Origin of the sequence: Levilactobacillus namurensis, assembly GCF_032197885.1 — a bacterium.
Taxonomy (GTDB): domain Bacteria; phylum Bacillota; class Bacilli; order Lactobacillales; family Lactobacillaceae; genus Levilactobacillus; species Levilactobacillus namurensis_A.
This window is the reverse complement of record NZ_CP134160.1, coordinates 17,275-40,736: the sequence shown is the minus strand read 5'-3', so window position 1 is coordinate 40,736 and position 23,462 is coordinate 17,275. Positions and strand designations below refer to the sequence as shown.

Sequence of the window (23,462 nt, the reverse complement as noted above, 5' to 3'; positions counted from 1 at the left end):
TGATTGCTGCTGCGCAAGCCAAACTGCAGAACGTGAATGGGGTAGGTGATAGCGTTGACAACGATCAAGAAGGAGCGCCAGAAGATTCGCCAACTGGTCAAGCAGGACAAGGCGAACAGTCAGACGATCAATAGCTTTTATCAGCAAGCCTTAAGCATTATCGCCAACCATCTAAAAGAGTTCTATAACGAGTACGCCGATGATAGTGGATTAACTCTTAATCAAGTATCGTCAGCAGTTAGTTCATGGGACACACAACACTTTTACGCTGCTATTAACCAAATGTTAACGGACGTTCAACCCGACGATAAACTATCCAAGCAGTTACAAGCTGCTTATGTTAAAGCCTCATTAACTAAGCGAGATATGTTGGGTGCAATGATTGGGGCTGGTATGAGTATTGCGACAGCGAGAAGCGAACTATATGGTGTCACAGAACTAAATAGACAGCGTTCGGCAGCGTATGCAGATAACTCTTCACGTTCGCAGCAAAACGTTCCACAGAGCACTGATCAGGCCGAATACGTGCAACGACTATGGGTGCACCAAGATGTTATGGCTAATCGCATGATTGAGACCTTAAATAAAGGTCTGAGTCGAGGTATTTCAGTAACCGCAATGAACAAGCTAACTAGAAGCATTCCACAGTCGGGCGATCGAATTGATGATAACTTGGCAACACCAATGAATCAGCTATTATCTCGAATCGATGGATTAATGCAGATACAATCGGTTGAGAACACCAACAAAGGTAAACGACAAGCCTACGAAGATAGCGACGTTAAATTTGTAATGTGGCTAACCGAAGAAGACTACCATGTTTGTGATATTTGCCAACCATTAGACAAACAGAGATTTCCATTCGGCCAAGCACCGATTCCTCAAGAAGATACTCACCCACGTTGTCGATGCCAATTGGTAGCGTGCGATGAAGATGGTAATTTACTTGATGGCCAACTAGACGGCATGATGACAGGTGAATTTGATTAGGGGCGATTTCTAAGTAATAGTCCCTTGAGAACACTTACAAATAAGGGTAGTTAACAAAGAATCGAAATTATAGGAGTTATTTATCTGCTTTATATGATAATAACCCCTATTTTTGTGGGCTTTTTCTTACTTGCAGCCCTAAAAGAACAAGCAATTTAGTCATTCGGACTTTAACCGATCTAGTCTGCGGACTTTAAAAAGGAGTTTTTACGATGAAGATGAACTTGCAATATTTTGCTGAACCTGGCGAAGAACCAAAGCCAATCGATCATAATAAGGATCAGCAACAAGAACCTAAAGGTCAGGAACCATCCGGTAAAGCATATTCACAAGATGACGTGAATAAAATGATGGGTGCTAAAGCTAAGCAGCTGGAAGAAAAGTTTAATGGTCAGCTGGAATCCCTCAAAGAAGAATGGATGTCCGAAGGTGAAAAACGTGCTGGCATGAATGCACAACAGAAGGCCGAAGCAGAACTCGATGACAAGCGACAAGCCCTGGCAGACCAAGAGAAACGATTACAGGAACGACTAGACGCCGTTGATGAGAAAAATGCTTTGGCTGCAACTAAGTCAGCCTTAACGGATAGCAAGATTCCTGTTGAATTTGCAGAATTCGTTACTTCTAAAGATGACGATGTACGTAAGAACAATATCGACAAGTTTATCGACTTGTTCAACAAGGCTGTTCAAGATGGCGTAGAACAACGTGTCCATGGCACGCATACGCCACAAAATGGTGGCCAAACAATTCCTGGATCACTGACACGCGAAGATTTTGCCAAGCTCAACATGGATCAGCAAACTCAAATTTATCGTGAGAATCCAGATTTATACAACAAACTTAAATAGGAGGTGTAGGTAATGGCTGTAATTAACGGCAATCCTACGAATTTTAGTAACTTAATTGAACCAACAGTATTTCTTGATTGGGTCTATCGACAAAATACGCAAACTAATCGTTTTGTGGCGTCTGGTGTTTTAAAGAACGATCCCATTTTAGGTGGACGTTTGCTTCAACCAGGTCGGACGGTTGAAATCCCGGCAATGAACGACTTGTCCGGCGATGCTGATGAATGGAACGATACGCATGACATTCAAACGAATGGTGTCGACTCTGCGATGGAACACGGCATTAAGATGTATCAAAGTAAGTCGTTTGGTAATACTGACTGGGGCGATTTGATTTCTGGTGCAAGCACCCAGCAACAGATTGCCAATCGTTTTGGCAACTGGTGGACTCGCCAAGATACTGGTCTACTGCTGAACACGGTAAAAGCAACTTTCAACAACGCAGATATTGCAACTGCAAAGTCTTTCGGTGTTGGTTCTGAAAAGGAATTATCTGCCGCAGACTTTGTTAAGGCGCTCGCACGTATGGGCGATGTGATGGATAACACGTTGTCAACTTTAGTAGTTAATTCAGCTGCGTACTCAGAGATGCGTGAACAACAATTGATTGAATACCTGCAACCTGCTGGTGCAGCTACTCCAATTGCTACGTACCAAGGCATGAGTATCGTTCAAGACGATAGCATTCCAGTCGCTGATGATGGGACTACCTATGCATTAATCTTCGGTCCCGGAGCCATTGATTATGCAACGGCTACACCGAACAATGGTTTAGTCGTAAAACGCGATGAATTCCAAAAGGGCGGCATGGTAGCTATCATTCAAAAGCGAGTAGTAACTTGCCATGTGGCCGGCACTAACGTTGACTTAACGCAGACTAATCCTGATACTTACCAAGCCGATTTGAAGGCCGGCACTAAGCCGCTGTTTGCCGTGTCTTATGATCCACGACAGATTCAATTGGTTAAGTATGGATTCAAGGTTGGTACAGACTATGTAGTGCCAACGATTAATGCGCCTAAGAAGGCAGCAAGCACTGGATCAAGTTCTTCGGGTAGTGGATCAAGTTCTTCGGGCAGCAGCAAGTAGAAAAAGGTGATTAGGTATGGAAGACGCACTTACGCCGGAAAATATCAAGAGTAATATTAATATCTTCCAAGGATTTAGCGATGCTCATATTATAGAGCGGTTAGATGACGCGGCGCTTAAGGCTAGTCACGATCAAATTTCAGAGGACGCGTTAATTAACGCCGAAAGAGCTTGGACGCGTCATCTGCTTTACAAGGACTGGTTCATGAACTATGGTGGCGTTCAATCTGCAAGTACGTTTGGCAACTCGCAGACAATGGTCAATTTTAATGGATATGACGACTACCGTGCTGAGTATGATGACATCGTTGATGATTATGGTGTATCGGACTCAATGGGAGCGGTGTGGACTGAATGACTGAAGACTTTGATAATACTGCAGAGGCAATTAGACGATTACAAGAGTTGCAGTCGGTGAGGTTGTCCGTGGGTGTGCCGTGGCTTAATAATCATTTGAACATGATTGCTATGGTCCAGGAATACGGTAAGACAATTGTTCCAGTCAATCGACAGTGGCTGGCGTTGCCAACACCGAACTCAGGTGATAAACGGCCAGCGGATTTTCAAAACCTTTTCTTCATGTTAGGAAAAACTGCTGATCAAGCCTATTTAGCCATGCCAGATGCCAATAGTGGTTTTAAAATCATGTTTATTCTGCGCAAGAGTGTTGTGATCCCACCACGGCCATTCTTGCGTTATTCGTTTAATCACCATCTCGGTCGGTGGACAGAGTTGGGAGCCGACTTGGCTTTTAAGTGTATGGTCGGTGAAATTGAGCCGAAAGATGTGTACTCAGTATTGGGAGAAGCGATGGTCAAAGACATTAAGCAAACCATTACTGACTTCAGCACACCAAGTAACGCGCCATTAACTGCCAAGAATAAAGGATTTAATGATCCGTTAATTGATAGTGGAGAACTGCGTGACTCAATCACGTGGATTACAGAAAGGATTTGAGTTTATGAGTATGGAATTAGTTATTGTTGCAGCAAAGACGGGGACAGATGGTGCTTATATCACACCAAGTCGTGATACGGAACAAACGAGTGACATTGCCTTCTTCCCAAAAGGCGATCCAAAGGTTGTCAAGATTACGGGGTACGCGCCTGGCGATACAATTCCAAGCGGCAAATATTTTGCTGCTTTCTATAATCCAGACACCAAAAAGTTCCTGGGACAATTTGTGTCAGTATCTGGATTCACGGTTGCAGGCGAATCAACGCCGAGTGATCTTAAAGTAACGCCAACCGATACTGGTGCTGAAGTCGCAGCAGGCAAATAGAGATGAATTTTCAAAATTTTGGGAATTTTGGATTCATAAATGACATGTTAGCTGAAGACCTGACAATCACCATTCCAGGTCATGACACCGGAGATTCTGATGAATTAGGTCGACCAATCATGGCCCCAGCTACGGCAAAAAAGGTGCATGAGCCGATTGTTAATTCGACTAATCCAAACATGACGTATACCCCAGAATTGGGTGGTCAATTGCCTGTAGGCACACTTTATTGGTTATCAGGTCTAGTTGGCTGCCCCAAAGGAACAAAGGTGCAACGAGCTTCTGGCGTGACCTATGAGGTCGTTAATCACGGTGATGATTTTGCGGCTGGACGTGTGTACTACCAGTTGAAGGAGGTTGGCACAGATGAGTGAGTTCAACCTGTATGATGCTGTTTCAGCAGCACTGGTAAAACAAATCAAAACGTATATGCCACAAGTTACGGTTCGTCCGGAGAGCGTTAAACACTTTACACCTGATTATCCGTATGTTACGTACAAAATTTATGACGATTACGACCGAGTGCTATTCAATACCGTGAATGAAGAAATTTTTGATATTCACGTTCAATTTAAAGCCGTCTCAAATGACGAAGGAGAAGCTAAAACACTCGGTCACGAGTTGCGGAAGCTTTTTTTCTTGCAACAACCAGCGTATGAGCTATTTCAGCAACACATTGTTGCCAAGGATTGTAACACGATTCCATCAACTGACACGTTTCTTGACGTTGATTGGCAGTTTATGTCTGGTGCTGACTACACGTTTGGTGTTCAAGACAACTTCACTGATGAGACGCAAACGGGAAGTATTGCGAGTGTTGACCCGCAAATTAATACAAAAGGAGCTGAATAAATTTTGGCAATTAAGCAAACAACAGACGCCCACTTTATTGTTGCTATTCATGCGTTAAAGAACCCAAATGGCACGCCAGCCGTTGGTATTGCAACTAAAGGGGCAGACGCAACAACTAAGGCGTCTATTTATACAGACTTAGATAGTCTGTCAGCAGATTTTGATGAAACAACTGGCGTTTACTCCCAAGCGGAGGCAATGTTTGACGCTGACAACTTCAAGGGTCCAGTGGAAGTTGTCACCTATCCTAATGTTGACTCAACGACCCCAGCCAATGTTAAAACGACGGGAACAACTACTGGTGCAACTGTCACGGCAACGACCACACCTGGGATTGTGGTTGGTCTGACTGAACACCTATTTGATGGATTCAAGTATTTAGTTCTGGACGGGGCTACTGAAGCAGAGACTGAGGCCGTATCAGACTTTTTGTATGACAACCAACGTATCATGCTGGTTACGCAACCTAAGTCGGTTACTGATCTCCAAACGTTGTCTACCCATGTTAAGGGCATTCAAACAGAAAAGAATTCGCTTGGGAATACAGCAGCTATTGTTGAAACGGCTAGTGATCGTTTTGTGGCTGCTCAAGCGGCCGCATACGCTGCAGCCAACTTACCAGTTGATTTTCAGCACATTGGTAATCAGTCACAGTTCAAACCAGACACCGATTTATCAACCGGTGATTACGACACGATTGCTGCAGCTAATGGGACAGTAGTTGTAAACAAGTCTGGTGATTACATGTTGCTGAACGGCCTAGCTTTGGCTGGAAACTACGTCGACCAATTTGTTCATACACAACTGGTCATCGATACGTTCCAGACGGCATTGCAGAAATATCTTAATCGTCATAACTTCCCAATCTTCAATGACGCCACGATTAAAGAAATGGCACAAACCATTGAAGCTTGCGGTCAGCAACTGCAACAGCAAGGCATATTGGCTAGTGCTGTTGAAATTACTAGTGTGCCTCGTTCTAATGTGCTTAACAGTGATGTGGCCGCACGTAAGTACAACGGATTCGGGTTCAATGTTCAGATTGCCGATGATATTGATACGATCAACGCCAAGATTGATTTGACGCTTTAAGGAGGGATAAGTTATGGCAATCACTTTATCAAACGGAAAAGAAGTCAATTTATATTCCGCACGGTTCTTACACATTTATTTGTTGTGGAAAGGACAATCGAAAGAATTAGGTGGCTTCCAAAACGGTGAAGCTTTTAGTTCAAAACGTACGGCTGCAGATACAACTATGCAAGGCGATTTTCACTCAAACGTTATGTTCTTCGACACTGATGACGAGACAGGGACCCTAACGTTGAATACCTATCCTGGCACTTCAACCACTGATATTCTGTTCAAACTCTATCATTTACAACACGATGAAATGCAAGCAGGGCTATTGAGCGCTGACCAAATGTTTGGCCTCAATATCGTCAATGATTCTACTGGTGAAAAGATCACTGCAGAAGGCTGCCGTTTAGCTGGCCTGCCTAATAACCAAGGTAATGAGCAAGCATACTCGCTGGCCTGGACGGTACTGGCAGGTTACTACCAAAACACCGGTGCCGATGTTGACGACTCAATGTTTACAAACTAAAAGCGCACTAACCGTCCGTTAAGGGCAGATTAGCGCGTTGTTTTCATGTTATACTTGACTGAGCAAGAAGTTTTAAGGGCGGTGGCTGTCTTTTCCCTTGTGAGGTGAGGCCCATGGGAACATGGAATAATCTTCAGGAAGGTTTCACAGTCAATGAGCGTCTTCCAGACACTCTCGTTGATGTTGCTGTTTGGCACGTTTTTAATCGCGCTACTCAGCTATATCGACAAAAGAAACAAATAAAAAAGCCGCCCTGCTCAACTTTGGTAGGTTGCAGGACGACAAAATTATCGTTTGAATAACTTGCCACCGCCTTTGAAGCGGCTTGCAGGGGTCGGTGTGATAGCACCGACCTTTTTCTATGCCCACATTATAACATAAGTTTAAACCATAAGCTTATAAATGAACTATGAGGTCACCAGACGGTGTCCTATTTTTAATTAAGGAGAGACTTTTATATGTCAGAAAAAGATGAACAAGCCATTGCAGCGTTTATGGATAATCAATTTGAACGAACGGTAGAATATACCGATTCGAAGGGTGACAAGAAGACTCGTAAGATCACGCTACAAGATCCGGGATTTGATATTGCCTCACAAGCAATTGATGCCCTAAACGTTGGTGAAGATACCGGAGACGCAGGGCGACTGTTTGACCTTATTATGCATAACGTATTAGTTAACCCACATATGGATTATGAATCATTGAATGCAGATGTTCCAGACGACATTAAGAAGAAAACCGTTACTAAGAAAAATCGTAGCGGTAAAGACGTGCATATCAACATGGTTTGGCCAGGTTATCGTACTGCTTTGCAGATTGTTTTCATGTCAACGCGGCCATCTGGGGCATCTAATATGAACGGTACGATGACCAAGCTTAATAGTGAAGTTTTCCGCACAGATAAGAATGAAGTGCTGAAGATGAACTTCTGGGACGCTACAGGAGATGGCAGTGGACTAGGTATGATTGCCATGCAGGAAGCTACGAAGTTCTTAGCAGAAATCACGGACCGTAATGGTGACCAATCGGTATTAGGTGAAGCATTTCAGTTTCTTATGGAGTCGTTACAACAAGTTAAACTCTAAGTTTACCGACGATCATGGTAATGTTGATCAGTCATTACTAGACAAGGTGGTTGACAAGCGCATGGCATTTGTTAACCCAGCGCTGTTTCTAGGAATGACAGAACATGATATACGGCAACAGACACAAGATGAATTTTTGGTTAGCAATGAAATTGCTGAACGGATTGGTAAGGAATTAAAAACAATCATTGCAAAAGGCGTGTCTGATGGAGTCCTAATGGCTCTAGGAAAAATATTAGGTCAGAAAGGAGGGAAATGATGGCAGAAACTAAAGAGTTGCGGCATGCCGGTATTGGCATTGATCTTAACGTCAATGGACTAGAGGAATTTCGTAAGGCAAACTCGATGCTTGACGACTTCATGCGTTCGTTTCATGAAATCACTGGTCAGGCTGATAAACTAAAAGAATCACTAGGTTCCGGGCTTAACATATCTCGTGATGTTAATCAGTCTAAAGAAAGCATGGCTGGCTTTCAAAGCGAGTTTCGTAAGACGACGCAGCAGGCTGATATTTTTAAGCACAATCTGGACTTTTCCAATGTAGGGGCTAAAGACACTGAATCGATGCGTAAGCTCAACGATCAAGTCAAACAAATTTCTGGAAAGCCTATTGAAGGAATAAGTGGAAGTTTTAAAAAAGCAAACGAATCCATTAAAGGCAGCAATGAGTCTTTAGGCAAATATCACGAACGCTTAGATGAGTTAAATAGTGCTTCTAAAAAGACATTTGATGGAATGCGCAAAGGATCAGGGCTTGTAAAGAAAGTAGTAGGGGCAGCACTAGTGTCCAATGCGGTTATATCTTCTTGGTATGCTTTGAAGGGGGGCATTAGTAATGCTCTGAAAGCTGGGGAAGAGTACGACAAAGAACAACAGGTAATGAGTGCAACTTGGCAAACATTGACTGGTTCAGCTAAAAAAGGTCAAAAAATGGTTAAAGCAATCAACGATATTTCGGTTAAATTTGGACAGTCAGCGGGCCTAGTTAATGAACTAAACCAACAATTTTATCATGTTTTAAACAAGCAGGGGCCAACTGATCGGCTGACTAAATCTTTGTTAACTATGGCTGATACTTTAGGCATGGGGGCTGAAAACACCAAACGCTTAGGCCTTAATTTCACACATATGATGGCTTCCTCTAAGATGCAATTGGGCGACTTCAATATGATTTCAGACCAATTACCAATGTTTGGTGAAAAACTGTTAGAGTACGAACGTAAGGCAATGAAGAATTCACATCTAACGATGAGCCAGCTTAGAGCTGATATGAGCGCAGGAAAGGTTAGCGCAAAAGATGCAGAAGCTGTCATGAATGGGCTGGGTAAGAAATACGCTAAAGCTTTAGAAAATATGATGAAGACACTTCCTGGCATGGAACGTGTCATGTCCGCACGAGGGTCTGCGTTATTTGGTGCACTTGAAAAGCCTTTTATGAAAGCAAAAAACCCAATCTTTTCTGCTATCTCTAAATGGGTTTCTGATAAAAACACCGAAAAGGAATTTACTAAAGTTGGGTCAGCTGCTTCTAAGGGATTAAACACGATTACTAAGGCATTTGCTAAAGTTTTTAACCCTAATAATGCGCCACATTTTGCCGATGAAATGATGCAGAGTTTGGCCAAATCGGTTACTGATATATCGAGAACTATTGCAAGCCACGCTCAATCCATAGTTGAGTTTTTTAGAAGCTTTTACTACTCTTTAAAGATATTAAAGGATGTTGGTTTGGGATTCTTCAAAGGAATTGCATCAGGGCTTAGCGCCATTGCTACACCAGTTGCTAAAATGGGTAGCAACAGTAAACACATTCGTAGTTTTTCAGATTCTTTGGCATCTATTTCCAAACACAGCAAAGGACTTCAAACTGCTGGGAAAATTCTAGCTGGTATGTTTGCCGCTAAAAAGCTTTTAGGCATGGGTACTGGGATTCTGGGACTAAGAAAGAACATTTTAGAGTTCACGTCATCAACGAGACTAATGGGATCAGCCATTAAATTACTTCCCTGGGCTTTATGGATTGCAGGTATTGCCGCGGCAATTGCAATCTTAGTTAAGCTATACCAGCATGATAAAAAATTCCGCAAGTTTGTTAATGGCATTATGGCATCGGTTAGAAAGATGGCTAAGTCGTTTAAAAATTTGTGGGGAGACGCCAAAGGCATCTTTAAAAATGGATTTAAGACAATTGAAAGCATTGTTAATGTTGGAATTGATGTTCTAACTGGCGATTGGAAAGGCTTTAAGAAAGACGGCGTTAAGCTGATCAAATCATTTTGGTCCTTAGCCAAAGACGTCTTTAAGGCTGACTTTGACTTTATCAATGATCTGACTGGTGGAAAATTAGAAAAAATGACTAAGGCATTTAGCAATACCTGGAAAGATATTGGCAAGGGCTGGAAATCATTTTGGAATGGGATATCTGATTGGTTTGGCGATCTCTGGAAAGGCATCGTTAAGCACGTTCAGGACGGTATCAACAATGTTATCAAAGTTCTCAACTCAGGGATCAGCGGTATTGATTCAGTCATTCATGCATTTGGTGGATCTAGCAAAGCAATTGGGACGATTAATCCAGTTCACTTAGCAACTGGGACCGGTGCTTTATCTGGTCAGCGTAGAGCGATTACTAAGCCAACCATGGCGGTACTTAATGATGGAAACGATAGTCCAGAAACTGGTAATCGAGAAATGCTAATTCACCCTAATGGTATGGGTGAACTGATTAAAGGAACCAATGTTATGCGCATGTTAGAGCCGGGCGCTGAAGTGCTGAATGCCACGGAAGCCAAGTTTGCTATGTCGTTGAATGGGATGAGCCACTTTGCTAAGGGAACTGGTTTGCTAAGCAATCTATGGAATGGTGCTAAGAGTGTTGGCTCATCGGTTGTCGGTGGTGTTGAAAAAGGATTCGGAGCAATTGGTAACTTCGCTGGTGGCGTTCTTAAGGCCACTAAGAACGTATTTGATACCGTTAAGTCAATCGTTAAAGATCCAAGTAAATATTTAACCGGACTGCTTAAAAAGCCATCTGGCAAGGGAACTGTTTTATCAGACTTTGCTAATGGCTTTTTTGATAAGATGAAATCATCGGCCACTAATTGGTGGAGTTCACTCTGGTCAATGGTTGATTTAGATGGAGGTTCTGCTGGTGGTAACTGGCGGCATAATCCTGGGTTATCTGAGACCAATGGTTTTGGGGCTTCTCGTAGTTTTGGTAGCCATGATGGTGTTGACTTCTCTGGTCCCCTTGGTTCAGCTATTAGAGCGGTACATGGTGGGACGGTTACTCACGTTGGACGTCCATTACACGGCTGGCCTTACAGTCAATTGGGCGATGTTATTACGGTTGCTTCAAATGACGGATGGCAAGAAATCTATCAAGAATTTGGTGGAATGAACAACATTAAAGTTGGCACGGGAGATGTCATTAAGACTGGACAAAGGATTGCTACTCTTGGCCGTTTAAACGGTGCTGGTAGTGGTTCACACGTCCATATTGGGGTATCCCATGGTTCTCTATGGGATCATGGCGGTTCCTCAACCAAAGGCTGGTATGACGTAACTAAAATGCACGGTAAGCCTGATGGTTCTCCTAAGTCTAGTAAGCAATCCGGTAACATCAAGGGCATTAAGTCCCAAGTTGGCTCAGGATTCTTCAAATTCATGGATAAATTAGCCAATATGTTTGGTTCTGTTGGAGGTTCAGGTGGATCTAGTTATGGTGGTTCTTCCATGATTGAAAAGGCCGCTAAAGCTATGCACGTCAACCTCAGTGCTGGAGAACTAGCTACAATTAAAAGTGTAATTATGCACGAATCTGGTGGTAACGCCAAAGTTATTCAAAAGGTTCACGATATTAATTCAGCTAGTGGACACCCAGCCCAAGGATTACTTCAATTTGTTCCAAGCACTTTCAGTTCTTATGCTGTTAAAGGACACAACAACATCTTATCAGCTTACGACCAATTATTAGCAATGTTCAATGATACCAACTGGCGCTCCGATGTTCACGCTGGTGGTTGGGGTCCAACTGGTGCCGTTCGCCGGGAAAAAGGTGGAAAGCTAGCTAAGAATCAATTATCAGTAGTCGGCGAAAAAGGTTGGGAACTGTTTAATCCAGATAATTCCGGTGTAGTCATTCCTCATGAAGCTTCAGAAAAACTGATCAGTGGTGGTAGTAAGGGTAAAGTAACCATTAGTGCTCCCACTAAGGTGGTTATTCAAGGCAACGCTGACAAGTCATCAATTGACGAGTTAGATAGCCGGTTAGAAAAACGTAATGACGATTTAGTTGAAAAGCTCCGCGAACTTTGGGGGCTAAATGATGAAGGAGGGCTTACTGTCTAATGGCTAGCAAAACGAAGAAGCTTAATTTAAAAGGCAAGAGTGACAAGAAGATTGCCAACGAAACCCAGAAATGGAAGAAAACCGTTTCTGCTGATGCGGCCAAGATTTCTAAGGCCGGTAAGGCGATTACTACTGCCCAAAAGAAAATTGACACGGCTAATGACTATTTAAACAAAGCCAATGGCTATAAAGCTAAGAGTTCAGCTTACGACGCTCTTGAAACTCAAATCGAAGCGCAAGAGGAGTTGCTTGCTAAGACAAAGAGTTCGTCCAAGAAGAAAACAATTGCTTCCAAAATTACGTCACTGAAAAAAGATAAAAAATCATTAGTAAGTGATATGAAGAAGATTGCCTCCTCAGCTGGTTACCAGAAACAAATGTCAGCAAAAATCAAGGCACAAGCGAACATTAAAACGGAAAAAAGCAAGATTAGCAGTCTAAAGACTAAGAAGTCTAAAGACAAAAAAATTTATGGTCAATATTCTTCTACAAATACTGCACGCAAGCTAGCCGCACGGAAAAAACTTCAAAAGGCTAATGGCAAGAGTATTCGATCCAAGATTAAAGCGGTCAAGAAAAAGTATGGTGGCCAGACGGCTATCTATCGTGCTGATTTAAAGACTAGTCGAGTATTTATGCTAGGGGAATTTGGCCCCTCAGAAACTAATGGTCAAGATGTGCCAACTAATGCAGTTGACAAGTCTGATCCACGAACTAACTACAGCGTACGAAATTCTAAACAGTTATCGGGGACTTACTATTTATTTGGTAAGTCTTTTTCTGATTGTGATAAGCAGTATGACATCTTACAAGGTTGGGCACGTAAGGGCGTCGAGGTAACTGTACGAGGCTTCTCTAAGTGGAACCATGCTTATCTATCGTCAGTTGGTAAGACGGCTTATACAGCAGGCAATAAAAATAGCATGCAGCTATCAATTACCTTCACGTATGCCAAAAAAGACAAAATTGCTTATGCCAAGAAAAAGACTAAAAAGAAGTCGAAGTCTTCGACGGGAGCAAAGGCCGGTACCAAGAAAACAAAGCACAAAACGGTAACGATAAAGTCTGGTATGACCTATTGGGGAATTGCTCAAAGCTATAATGTGTCAGTTTCTAGCCTGGAAAAGATGAACAAGTGGCCCGCTAGAAAGTTGCCAATTGGTGTGAAAGTGAGGTATCAGTAATGACCGTTCATGACACGATACCAATTGAGCCAGATGATATGCCATATAATCGCCAAGTGGATTTAGACTCCGGAAGTTATATCTTTGGATTTCAGTGGAATGAAATTGATCGTACCTTTACGATAGACGTTTCTACGCTTGATGGCGTTGCTATTCGTCAAGGTGAAGTGCTGGTGCTTAACCAACCACTTTGGCGGAATATTAACATTGATGGCTTGCCGGCAGAAACGATTATTCCTATGGACGAGTCCGGAAATGAAATTGAAATTGATCCAGGCAATCTGGGGGATACCGTTAATTTATGCATTGATAATATTCCTGATGGCGAGGTGTGATTGTAATGTCAGTGAAAGTTAAAAGTGACGGTTACTACTGGGGATATACGACAACTATCGTGATTACTCACAACGGGGCCAAGTTCACTTTATCTGAAAAAAGCAGTGTTCCAATTAATTATGAAGTACCGTCTGATGACGGTGGCAGTCCGGCAACGTGTACAGTCACCGTTTTTAATTTGGCCAAAACACACCTCAATAAGATTCATAAAGGCGACCATATAATGCTGCATACGGGACCAACAGGACTCTATGGTCTACTTACCGAGGGGACCATTTCGCAAGTCTCACCGGAGACGAGAGACGGCATGGATAAGGAAACGCAGATTACGTTCACTGAAGGTAAGGACTACAGCAAAGAAAAACGACTGTACAGCAAATTTAATGGATCGAAAACAGTTACACATAAGGTTAAGACGAGCGACGGTAAGACAATTTCTTATCAAACTAAGCAAGTTAAAAAGGTAAACATTGCCTTTAAAAAGAATGTTAAAGCTAGTCAAATTATCGCTAGGATTAAACGCGACGCTAAGATTGACATTGCCACAGTGCATTTAAAAAAGAACAAGGTTTACAAGAAAGGCTACTCGCTTTCATCTAAGCCATTGGCTGCTATTAAATCAATCGCTAAGGATTGCGGGAGCAAGGTCTACTATCGACGAGGCGCGATTTATATTGATGATTGGCAGAAGCCTAACCCATACAATGAGCATTTGTATCTAGCAATGACTAATGGACTAACGCAAGAGCCAACTTATAACAGCACTGACGATGGTTCAGCAGCCTGGACGCTAGAGTGTTTCGATGATCCACGAATACTAGCTGGCTCAGCTGTCTATGTCAAATCAACGGAGCTTACTGGATTGAAACGAGTGAAGAGCGTTACCCATACGCACGATCGAGATAGTTACAAAATGGAGGTGGTTGTTTATGCCTAAAGTTAAAAAGAAAGTGGTTGATCCCAAGCACAAGATGTCTGATTTTCTGGAAAAAGAATTAATTCCGTTGATTTCATCGCAGATTAATTGCAACATGATTGGCCGGGTCATTTCATACAGAAAAACTGATCATCGTTGTAGTATTCAACCGTTGCCGCTACAGTCTGACGGGGACAAGCGTGCGCCTCTAGTTGAGTGCGTGGTACCATCGTCAATTTGGCAGCTTGATGAAGTTCTTGGGAAACTAAGTAAAAGTTGGAAGCCAATGAAAGTCGGTTCAGTTGTGAGCGTTGGCTTTTGCGACCGTGAAATGGACAACTGGACGGGCAAGAGCAACTATCGAATTGAAACCAAACGGGTTCACAGCCTACAAGACACAATTATACAGGCGGTGATTTTACCATGATTGCTTTTGGATTAGACAACACCGGTGACTTGGATTTTGATGCCAACACTGGTGTTTTTAATTTGGTTGAAGATGACGACGAGTTGGCACAAAAGCTAAGCTTATTGCTCAATATCAACACGGCAGAACTTCTGTGGAACGAGGATATTGGGATTGATCATAATGATCTACTAGCCAATGCAGACGATCAAGGGGTTATCCAGTCAATTCTCGCTGATTACTTACAAGAACAATGGCCCGAAGAGTTTGATGCGGTTGAGATAACTGATTTTGAGGTGAATGCTGAACAGCGAATCACTAACTTGTCAGCGACAGTAACCCTTAATGGCGGCACCACAATTGTGGCAACAGTCGGAGTAGATGAAGGAGGCGACGTTGATGCCACTAACGACTGATACAGGATTTGACCGAAAAGAGTTAGACGACTTACGTGATGATATTAATGCGCTATTCATTAAGCGATTTGGTGATGGCATTGACTTAGATGACAGTCAGACACCCGGCATGCTGGCAGGCGTGTTATCTGAAGTAGACGACACATTAGAAAAACTGGCCCAAGGCGTTTATAACTCATTCTTTGTGCTGAAAAGTTCCGGTGCTAACTTAGACGACTTGGCGGCAGAACTTGAGGTCTATCGTAAGCCTGCAGTGAATGCTTATGTAGAATTGCAAATTGACGGGTACGTAGACCCAGATTCACCAACAATCATTCCAGAAGAAACGCAATTTTCCACACCAGATGGACAGGTATTTTCGACCATGGCTGACACGAAGATTACACAACAAGCTACTTACGTTGATAGTGGGGGTAATACGCAGCCATTAGAAGATGACGACGGTAATGTATTAGGCCGGCAGATCGTTCAAGCGGTAGCCATCGAGACGGGAACAGCTTCGAATGTCATGCCCAATACGATCGTTAATCCGGAAGACTCAATTGACGGTTTTTATGCGGTGACAAATCCTTCCGCAGCAACCGGTGGTGGCGATCCAGAAACGGATGACGAGTTACGCCAGCGCGTACTAGCTAACCGTTTAAATACGCCCAATTCAACGCCAGATGGGATTCAAACCGCTATTAAAAATCTATCCGGGGTAACCGACGTTCGACTGATTAACAACAACACAATGAGCAAAGACGGTTACGGTAATCCGGCCAAGTCAGTACATTTGTATGTCATTGGCGGTGCTGATGCTGACATTATCCAAACTTACTTTAATTACTTACCACCACAATCCAACACGATTGGATCAGTGATGGGAACTGCAACGGATATTGGTGGCCGTCAACACATTGTGGCTTTTGATCGAGCAGAAACGGTCCCTGTCTTCATTAAAGCCGATATTCATATTGATGATACAAAGTTTGATACGGACAATGGACCGGCCAGTATTAAAACAAACATCGTTAATTACTTTGACACATTGGGCATGGGCGATAAGGTACTTTATTCTAAACTATTTGCTCCCGCGTATTCGCCGGTTGGTGTCACTGATGTGGCACTAACACTGGGAACCAGTTTAGATAAATTAACTGAGGCTGATGTAAGTGTTAGTGATTTTCAACTAGCGGTAACCAGTTCAACTAATATCACGGTCAATATAATCGAGTGAGGTGACTAGATGTACCAAACTGAAGCAGATTTATCAAATGATTCGCTGCGTGATTGGATAACGGCCATGCTGCCTGGCAAACTTAATCAAGAAGATGATTCCAACAACCAACGGCTTCTCAATATTATCAGCGATATTTTTTTGGCACATAAGAATGACTTGCTCAACATTTCGGACCAATTGCGACTGTCAAAAGCTGCTGGTCAAGTTTTAACTGAAATTGCGGCGGATTACGGTGTCACACGGCTTGATGACGATGATGATTTCTTGCGCTTTCAGGTGCGGTTACAGTTGCTTAAAAATCATAGTGGTGTGACAACCAATGACATCAAAAAGCTCATTGCAACGGTCTTAAGCATTGATCCTAGCGTGTTTGATATTGATGGCACAGATAATCCAGAAGAGATCGAAGTGACCAATATTCCGTTTGACTTCAACTCTGGCGATAAGGCTGAGATAAAACGGAAGATTTTAACAAACGCGATTCAATCAATGCTACCACCAGAATATTTGTTGAAAGACTTACAGTACGCAACGACAGTTAACAACCAACTTTATGTAGGAGTTCATGCCCAGTCTTATCCACAAATTACTGTTAAGGAGATGGTTTAATTGGCAACGCCAAACGTAGGGATCTTAACTAATGCAGGTAAAAATTTAATTGATCAAGTTAATGCTGGTAAAACTAAAATTACTTTCAGCAAAATTGTCTTTTCATCGATGGATAATTCCCAATTATCCGATATGCAAGTCAAGGCTTTAACCGCAATTGCCCCACAAGAGGTGGTGGTTAGCTCACCAGAAACGACACTGGACACCAATTCTGGAGAGACTCGTATTCGAGCTACCGGGACTAATGAAAAATTAGCCGACGGCGTATACGTCAAAACCTACGGGGTCTTCGCCAAAGACGATACCGGCACCGAAATTTTATATGGTGTGACCGTGTCACCCAACCCCAACTATTTTCCTGCTTATGATGGTGTCACCCCGCAAGCAGTGACTTACAGCTACAAAACTGTCATTCAAGAGACTAGCAATATTACCATGACGAACTCGAATGATGTGTATGCCTCTCAGGAAGACTTAACAGAGGCATTACAGCCTTACGCCAAGACGGTTGACGTTAATCAGCAACTGGATAAAAAAGTAAATATTGCTGACATGCGTAAACCAGCTAGTGATGTAGCAGGAATTGAAGAGGTTAACACTAAGCAGGATAAAATTGGTTACACACCTGCTAACGATTCCAAGGTAGCCCACCTATCTGGTGCTAACAATTTTGATGCCGTTCCAACTGTTAAAAATAATCCGTTATTACTAGCAAGCAGTTTGCCATCCGACCTAGCACGAACGGGTTCAGATCAAGAGTTTACTGGTAAGAACACCTTTGATACTGCACCAATTGATAAAACAACAGGTAACCCATACATTACTAAATCAGATGTTACAACCGCAATTAATGCGGCTACTGCTAACGTGGTTGACCGCAACCCTGACACTGGGGTTGTTTCTAAACCTACTGATTTTACTAATCTCACTGTGAACGGAGGTAAATCAGTCGCTACCAGCGACGATTTGAAAAGCCTTGAAACAAGTGCTTGGCGTGTCTTAGACAACAAATGCATTACTGCATTTACTAAATATAATACGAGTATAAAAGTCGATGAGAATTCCCTATTCTTAGTAAAAATAGATGAGGTAAATAAGCGTGTCTATATGTTTTTTACGATATTAGGAAATTTTGTAGAAAATTCCAGTATATATATTGATTTAACGAGTATAGTAAAAAACTTATCTTTTCCAAGTTACCATCTTTATTATCTTGAGGGAAACACAGCATCATCTACTGCTGATGGCTCTATTGTGGGAAATAGAATATGTTTTAAAATTCAGATTTATGATACAACTGTTTTAAACTCAAAATACTCTAGCTATATGGTTAATGCAAATGACGCAGGGTGGATCTACTCTTCGTGTTTTGTTAATTATGACGAATTAGTTTAAGGAGGAAAAGAAATGTCAATATATTATGTAAAACCAGATTCAGATAACGAGTTTCCAGACAAAGACTTTAGTTCAAGCACTGCTACTAATTAGCCATAAAGAGCCGGTTAGTCAGTGCTTTTAATTTACCCAAAATTGGAGGAATATTATGTTCAAAGATATTACCGATATGTTCAATTGGCTCAATAATGCGGGGGTATTTGCCTTCTTAATGGTATTAATTCCCGCCGTTTACAAGTTGGTAAAACCACTCTTAACTCGTAAGGTTCAGACAGAAAAGAATACCCACGTCAAGCAAGGCTTAGAAGTGGGCTTAAACTTGGCTAATACGATTGTACCCGAAATGGCAGTCATGGCTGGCTTATCTCTGTCTGATCGCAAAAAGGAAGCAATCCGCTTCGTCAACGCTCAATTAACGGCCAATGGTTTCAACTTAGATATTCAAACTATCTCAGGATTGGTTGAGAAGGCTTACCAAGCTTACAAGGTAGCCGGTGGGGATAATCATGCCCCAGTAGTTGCCCCAGCACCAACGGAGGTTATGACCCCATCAGAAGGGACTGACAGCAATGACTAAAAAGATTGTTGATTTGTCATCATACCAAGCCGACTCTTTGGCTTACATTAAGCAACTCAAAAAGCGGGGTGCTGATGGGATTATGGTCAAGCTGACTGAAGGCACTGGTTATCTCAGTCCCAAGGCTGGTAACCAGATTGCTAATGGATTCAAAGTGTTTGATACCGTTGGGGTTTACCATTTCTTTCATGGTCGGGGAACGGCTGAAGCTCAATACTTTCTGGCTTGGGTGAAGAAGATGGGCTTAGATAAGTCCACGGTATTAGCCATTGATGTGGAAGCACCCGACTTACCATGGAAGACGACCAGTCAGGTTAATGTGTTCCTTCGGTATCTGATTAGTCACGGGTATAAGAATGTGATTACGTACGGATCAGGTAGCTGGTTCAATGCTGGCCGGATCAATCGTTCCCAACTGGTAGATAAAGCAATCTGGGTGGCGGCTTATGGTGTCAGTCAACCGGGGGTAGCTAAGGCCAACGCTTGGCAATACACCAACAACTGGCACGGTGTGGATTGCAGTTATGACTTCGATGGTAAGCTGTCTGGTAAGGTTACCAAGGCAACCCATAAGAAAGCCTCATACTGGGCTGATAACGGCCTGTACGAAGTGATTACCAATCATGTTAACGTGTATAGTAAGCCAGCCCTAAACAAGGCTAATAAGCGCCGTGTTCACTTCTCCAAGGGCAGTACCATTTACGGTAAGGCCGTCAAGTACGGTAAGGTTTACCGGATTAAGACTGGCGTTGGCTATATCTCAGCTAACAAGAAATACGTGAAGCTGGTTAGAAAATCGGGTGGTAAGTAATGCCCCATGGAGACTTAACGGATACCACCCGAATGCTGATTGACATTCAAAAGGATGTGAGTGCCACCAAGCAGAAAGTTGAAGACATTGAGGACAAACTCAATCAGGTAGATGAGATTGATAACAAAGCCGATAAAGCTCTGGCAAAATCCATTGAGAGTTCTCATCGAATTGACCGATTGACCAGTATTCAAAACTGGCTGATTGGCATTCTAATCTCAGGGATTGGAGTCACCCTCCTGATATACGTTATCGAGAAATTTCTGTAACCACGGATAACCAAGTGTTATAATTAATCTCGTTCTGACATTCCATCCATAAAAAAAGACCGTCTAAGAAGATACCCACATAACATCTTCTTTGGATGGTCTTTTTTTGTGTGCATTCTGCTTCATTTAAACGGACAAGTTATACGTCTAAAAGGTGAACGTGTTGTCTGAGCGCGCGTGATTATTTATTTTTTACGCGTACATCACGTTTTTCTAAAGAATCAATTTGAAATTCTAATTCTTTACGTTCGTCTGAAGTCAAAGATTCAATATAAACAGATAAAGCTACTTCAATAGCTGCCTTTTGATTGTCACTATACCCTAATACAGCCATTGCTTGCAATTTGTTTCTAATGTGGTTGTTGATTTTTAGGTTTGTGTCAAAAGTGACCGAATCTGCAACAGGCTTTCTGACACTGCTAGTTTGAGCTGAGACATCTTCATCAAATATAATAGTCGCTCGTTTTTTATTCATCAAAGCACCTCGAATTTTTGTAATTTAAAATAAACAATTTATTTTTTATTTTAAATTATTTATTATCTTCGTCAAACTCGCCTGAATTGATAGCGTATTTAAGCATAGAGTCAATGACATCAACTATCTTAGCTTCCTTATAGGCTATATCTTTAATCATTTTATACGTACCTTCACGTACTTGTACGGGCCTAGTGACTTCTTTTTTTTGTTTAAATGGGCTTTCATTGTCGCCTAGTTGTTGGTTAGCTTGTTTTGCTAATTTTCCTAAAAAATCATTAGCCATTTTCCATTTCTCCAATCCGTTTTAGTTGTTCTTTTAGCACCATATCGTACATTCCAATTGCTCGTTTATCCCAGTGGTCTTCATTTTTGATGCCTTCGTTTGAAAACAGCTTAACTCGTTCCTGCTGCCAAATTCTGTTGGAAAATACAGCGTCTCCAAATGAATCTATGGCAGCTTGTGTTATTTCTTTATCAACTTTGGCGTCTTTTTTAACGAGGTAAAGAATTACACCAGCAACGTTAAAAGATGCTTGATAATCACTTTTTAATTGAAACATATACTGTGCAGTTTTAAGAACAGACGTGTAAGCTTGCTTTTGAGTTTGCAATACTAATGATATATAGTCACTGGCTAAAATTGCATTATTGGTAAAAATGGAGAGTGTTGGCGGAACATCAATAATAATGTAGTCAAATTGTTCTTTAAAGCTCTTGATCAGCTCACTTAATATAAGCATGCGGTCATGAGACTTAATTTTTTCAGCTTTACCAGGCCATAAACTTAGTTCCCAATCAGCTGGAATTATTGAGATATTGTCGGTTAGAGTAACTACTGATTTACTTAAATCAAAATTTAGTAGTCCGTTGTAAAGAGACACAGCCGGTTCAATTTCTTTGTTAAATGTGGCTTTCATAATTTCGGTAGCGTTTGCCTGTGGGTCGAGGTCAATCAGCAAAACTTTGTTTTTGCTGGCACCTAATAAATATGTGTTCATGACGCTCAGTGTAGTCTTGCCTACGCCACCTTTAAAGTTAAAATGTAGTAATGTTTTAGCTCTCATAGTATATCCTCCAATGACGCAATGATAACACAATGAGAAGATAATTTAAAATAAATAATATGTAATTTAAAATAAATAATTTATTATTTATAATTTATTAGAAGTTTGACAAACTGTCGATTCAGGGTTACCATTACTTCGTGGGCATTAATAAATAATAAGTCTACTAAATTATATACAAAAAAACACCCACCGACAGGAATCGGTGAGCGCCACAAAAAAGTCATCATTGTTTAATGACTATTATATCATGGCCGGTGCGATTTTTAAAGCCCTAGGGGACAAGCTGGGGTCTAAATCCAAGGGGACACGTTTGCCAGGGCGACTTCAATAAGTCTGGCTATACCACAACAAGGTCATCTGTACGGCTGGGTGGTGAATGGTGAGCGCGACCATTAACGGCGCGGGTGGTAAAACGAAGCTTCGGCTTGGTGCCACTGATTAGTTGGTGATCGAACAAATAAAAATACGTATTACCAACGCCTGCTAGGGCGTTTTTTAGTAGGTTAAACCGAAAACGTAGGTTTATAATGAGTGGTGGTAGCAATACCGCAATTGTACAGACAAGCGACGGGCGTTAACGACCGACGAACTAAGGGGAAACCTTAGCGTAGAATTGTACTCTGGTTCAGTTATTCCAAATAGCTGATTCCAGGGAACAATTCTGCGCTCAAAACGTCACTCCCTCTAAACTGAATGGAAAACCGTAACCCGTCAAGTCAAAACCAACATTAAAATCAAGAAAGTTGATGATTTGAAATGCTTGATTTAAAAAATTGTGAGATTGCTTTTACCGGTCGCTTAACAACCATGACTCGGCAACAAGCTTTTAGCTTGGCGCAAGTCTTGGGGGCAAAGCCACAAAATTGGGTGACGAAACAGACGGATTATTTAGTGGTGGGGTTAATTGAGACGGTTTTAGGTGAGGAGCCGATCACAAAAAAGTTATTGACGGGAACCCCAACGATTTCAGAACGTGAGTTTTTGGCCTGGTGTCAGGCACGATTGGCGCAATGGTCTAGGAGTTTGGACGGTTAACTTCACAAAGTGGCTTTCCTAAGTTTTCGCGATTTTCACCTAGACCAATCCTCCTCCACCGCTTTTCACAATCGAAAAATAACGGAATGTGGAAGTATCGGGGTGAATGGTGGTTACTTGGGATAAGCCGCCTTATGTAAAGTAAGAATCGGTATAGCTAATTGTATTATCAACCATAGCATGTTAAGCAATGAGATGATGGTAAGTGTTATTAGGTTACTGTTAGTAACTTAATGGAAACGTTATTCTTTCTATTCTTATTGACATTATATTAAATAGATGTTAGTCTACATTAAGAGATTTCTTTAAAGTTGGTTTTTATTCTTCCTTCTTTGAAGATTGGACGCTCCTTCAAGCAGGGCGTCCTTTTTTGTTACGAATATTTCATCGTCATTGCTTTTTTACTACATATAGGTTATAATTGTTTTTGCATAGATGAATCCTTGATTTCTTCCCTTCCGCTGACCTGTTGAAGGGTTTTTTTATGCCCTTTTCCGTAATTATGACTTTTTTGTGAATTTGTTAAAGTTTTCTTTTGGCGTAATAGACATCGTATGGTATAATCTTCATTAGCAGAAATGATTGTAATAATTTACATAACTTTTTTGCTAATAAAGAAATTACAGGAGGTTT

At 41.8% G+C, this 23,462-nt stretch carries 29 protein-coding genes; 26 read left to right on the top strand and 3 right to left on the bottom strand.

The annotated features are described in order from the left end of the window. Positions 1-54: 54 nt before the first annotated feature. The 25 genes from RIN67_RS12955 to RIN67_RS12835 all read left to right on the top strand — a co-directional run bounded on the left by RIN67_RS12955 (position 55) and on the right by RIN67_RS12835 (position 20,249). Positions 55-990, top strand: coding sequence for a phage head morphogenesis protein (locus RIN67_RS12955; RefSeq protein ID WP_313845731.1), 936 nt, complete (start codon positions 55-57; stop codon positions 988-990). A 212-nt stretch (positions 991-1,202) separates the two neighbouring features. Continuing rightward, positions 1,203-1,841, top strand: coding sequence for a DUF4355 domain-containing protein (locus tag RIN67_RS12950; RefSeq protein ID WP_313872977.1), 639 nt, complete (start codon positions 1,203-1,205; stop codon positions 1,839-1,841). 12 nt (positions 1,842-1,853) lie between these two features. Further along, on the top strand, positions 1,854-2,930 hold the full coding sequence (locus RIN67_RS12945) for a phage capsid protein (RefSeq protein ID WP_313872976.1): 1,077 nt from the start codon (positions 1,854-1,856) through the stop codon (positions 2,928-2,930). Positions 2,931-2,946: 16 nt separating this feature from the next. After that, entirely contained in the window at positions 2,947-3,288 is a 342-nt protein-coding gene (locus RIN67_RS12940; RefSeq protein ID WP_313872975.1) for a hypothetical protein, read from the top strand. Continuing rightward, positions 3,285-3,887 (top strand): hypothetical protein, encoded by a 603-nt coding sequence (locus RIN67_RS12935; protein ID WP_042253726.1) that lies wholly within the window; start codon positions 3,285-3,287, stop codon positions 3,885-3,887. Before RIN67_RS12940 ends, RIN67_RS12935 begins: the two co-directional genes overlap by 4 nt. 4 nt (positions 3,888-3,891) lie before the next feature. Beyond that, a complete protein-coding gene (locus tag RIN67_RS12930; protein WP_313872974.1) occupies positions 3,892-4,212 on the top strand; it encodes a hypothetical protein in 321 nt (106 codons plus the stop codon). Positions 4,213-4,214: 2 nt separating this feature from the next. Beyond that, positions 4,215-4,586: a hypothetical protein gene (locus tag RIN67_RS12925; RefSeq protein WP_313872973.1), complete on the top strand. Its 372-nt coding sequence runs from the start codon at positions 4,215-4,217 to the stop codon at positions 4,584-4,586. After that, on the top strand, positions 4,579-5,064 hold the full coding sequence (locus tag RIN67_RS12920) for a phage neck terminator protein (protein ID WP_024526950.1): 486 nt from the start codon (positions 4,579-4,581) through the stop codon (positions 5,062-5,064). Before RIN67_RS12925 ends, RIN67_RS12920 begins: the two co-directional genes overlap by 8 nt. A gap of 3 nt (positions 5,065-5,067) precedes the next feature. Next, on the top strand, positions 5,068-6,156 hold the full coding sequence (locus tag RIN67_RS12915) for a hypothetical protein (RefSeq protein WP_313826224.1): 1,089 nt from the start codon (positions 5,068-5,070) through the stop codon (positions 6,154-6,156). Between the two features lie 13 nt (positions 6,157-6,169). Beyond that, on the top strand, positions 6,170-6,670 hold the full coding sequence (locus RIN67_RS12910; protein ID WP_265000482.1) for a hypothetical protein: 501 nt from the start codon (positions 6,170-6,172) through the stop codon (positions 6,668-6,670). A 153-nt stretch (positions 6,671-6,823) separates the two neighbouring features. Next, positions 6,824-6,913: a putative holin-like toxin gene (locus RIN67_RS12905; protein ID WP_107504371.1), complete on the top strand. Its 90-nt coding sequence runs from the start codon at positions 6,824-6,826 to the stop codon at positions 6,911-6,913. A gap of 215 nt (positions 6,914-7,128) precedes the next feature. Beyond that, positions 7,129-7,758, top strand: coding sequence for a hypothetical protein (locus RIN67_RS12900; RefSeq protein WP_060463133.1), 630 nt, complete (start codon positions 7,129-7,131; stop codon positions 7,756-7,758). 61 nt (positions 7,759-7,819) lie between these two features. Further along, on the top strand, positions 7,820-8,017 hold the full coding sequence (locus RIN67_RS12895; RefSeq protein ID WP_042253738.1) for a hypothetical protein: 198 nt from the start codon (positions 7,820-7,822) through the stop codon (positions 8,015-8,017). Beyond that, positions 8,017-12,108, top strand: a complete 4,092-nt coding sequence (locus RIN67_RS12890; RefSeq protein WP_313872972.1) for a tape measure protein — start codon at positions 8,017-8,019, stop codon at positions 12,106-12,108. The genes RIN67_RS12895 and RIN67_RS12890 overlap by 1 nt, the downstream gene beginning before the upstream one ends. Continuing rightward, a complete protein-coding gene (locus RIN67_RS12885) occupies positions 12,108-13,292 on the top strand; it encodes a LysM peptidoglycan-binding domain-containing protein (protein ID WP_313872971.1) in 1,185 nt (394 codons plus the stop codon). The genes RIN67_RS12890 and RIN67_RS12885 overlap by 1 nt, the downstream gene beginning before the upstream one ends. Continuing rightward, complete coding sequence (locus tag RIN67_RS12880) at positions 13,292-13,627, top strand: phage baseplate plug family protein (RefSeq protein ID WP_313872970.1); 336 nt, start codon at positions 13,292-13,294, stop codon at positions 13,625-13,627. The genes RIN67_RS12885 and RIN67_RS12880 overlap by 1 nt, the downstream gene beginning before the upstream one ends. A 5-nt stretch (positions 13,628-13,632) precedes the next feature. Further along, positions 13,633-14,565: a hypothetical protein gene (locus RIN67_RS12875; RefSeq protein ID WP_313872969.1), complete on the top strand. Its 933-nt coding sequence runs from the start codon at positions 13,633-13,635 to the stop codon at positions 14,563-14,565. Continuing rightward, positions 14,558-14,971, top strand: coding sequence for a hypothetical protein (locus RIN67_RS12870; RefSeq protein ID WP_313826231.1), 414 nt, complete (start codon positions 14,558-14,560; stop codon positions 14,969-14,971). The genes RIN67_RS12875 and RIN67_RS12870 overlap by 8 nt, the downstream gene beginning before the upstream one ends. Then, on the top strand, positions 14,968-15,366 hold the full coding sequence (locus tag RIN67_RS12865) for a hypothetical protein (RefSeq protein WP_313826232.1): 399 nt from the start codon (positions 14,968-14,970) through the stop codon (positions 15,364-15,366). The genes RIN67_RS12870 and RIN67_RS12865 overlap by 4 nt, the downstream gene beginning before the upstream one ends. Then, positions 15,350-16,585 (top strand): baseplate J/gp47 family protein, encoded by a 1,236-nt coding sequence (locus RIN67_RS12860; RefSeq protein WP_313872968.1) that lies wholly within the window; start codon positions 15,350-15,352, stop codon positions 16,583-16,585. Before RIN67_RS12865 ends, RIN67_RS12860 begins: the two co-directional genes overlap by 17 nt. A 9-nt stretch (positions 16,586-16,594) precedes the next feature. Further along, complete coding sequence (locus tag RIN67_RS12855) at positions 16,595-17,197, top strand: hypothetical protein (protein ID WP_313826182.1); 603 nt, start codon at positions 16,595-16,597, stop codon at positions 17,195-17,197. Next, positions 17,198-18,592 (top strand): hypothetical protein, encoded by a 1,395-nt coding sequence (locus RIN67_RS12850; RefSeq protein WP_313872967.1) that lies wholly within the window; start codon positions 17,198-17,200, stop codon positions 18,590-18,592. A gap of 148 nt (positions 18,593-18,740) precedes the next feature. Beyond that, complete coding sequence (locus tag RIN67_RS12845) at positions 18,741-19,169, top strand: hypothetical protein (RefSeq protein WP_313872966.1); 429 nt, start codon at positions 18,741-18,743, stop codon at positions 19,167-19,169. Continuing rightward, a complete protein-coding gene (locus RIN67_RS12840; protein WP_313872965.1) occupies positions 19,162-19,980 on the top strand; it encodes a GH25 family lysozyme in 819 nt (272 codons plus the stop codon). The genes RIN67_RS12845 and RIN67_RS12840 overlap by 8 nt, the downstream gene beginning before the upstream one ends. After that, on the top strand, positions 19,980-20,249 hold the full coding sequence (locus RIN67_RS12835) for a hemolysin XhlA family protein (RefSeq protein WP_233741310.1): 270 nt from the start codon (positions 19,980-19,982) through the stop codon (positions 20,247-20,249). Before RIN67_RS12840 ends, RIN67_RS12835 begins: the two co-directional genes overlap by 1 nt. Positions 20,250-20,430: 181 nt before the next feature. Here RIN67_RS12835 and RIN67_RS12830 read toward each other — a convergent pair whose 3' ends face one another. Genes RIN67_RS12830 through RIN67_RS12820 form a run of 3 tightly spaced genes read right to left on the bottom strand, consistent with a single transcriptional unit; the run spans position 20,431 to position 21,791 of the window. Further along, on the bottom strand, positions 20,431-20,724 hold the full coding sequence (locus tag RIN67_RS12830; RefSeq protein WP_313826187.1) for a DUF5388 domain-containing protein: 294 nt from the start codon (positions 20,722-20,724) through the stop codon (positions 20,431-20,433). Positions 20,725-20,779: 55 nt separating this feature from the next. Beyond that, positions 20,780-21,010 (bottom strand): hypothetical protein, encoded by a 231-nt coding sequence (locus RIN67_RS12825; protein WP_313872964.1) that lies wholly within the window; start codon positions 21,008-21,010, stop codon positions 20,780-20,782. Then, positions 21,003-21,791 carry a ParA family protein gene (locus RIN67_RS12820; protein ID WP_313826189.1) on the bottom strand — a complete coding sequence of 263 codons (789 nt, stop codon included), beginning with the start codon at positions 21,789-21,791 and terminating at the stop codon, positions 21,003-21,005. The genes RIN67_RS12825 and RIN67_RS12820 overlap by 8 nt, the downstream gene beginning before the upstream one ends. A gap of 759 nt (positions 21,792-22,550) precedes the next feature. On the opposite strand from RIN67_RS12820, the gene RIN67_RS12815 reads away from it, so the two are divergent. Beyond that, complete coding sequence (locus RIN67_RS12815; protein ID WP_216765608.1) at positions 22,551-22,829, top strand: BRCT domain-containing protein; 279 nt, start codon at positions 22,551-22,553, stop codon at positions 22,827-22,829. Positions 22,830-23,462 lie beyond the last annotated feature (633 nt).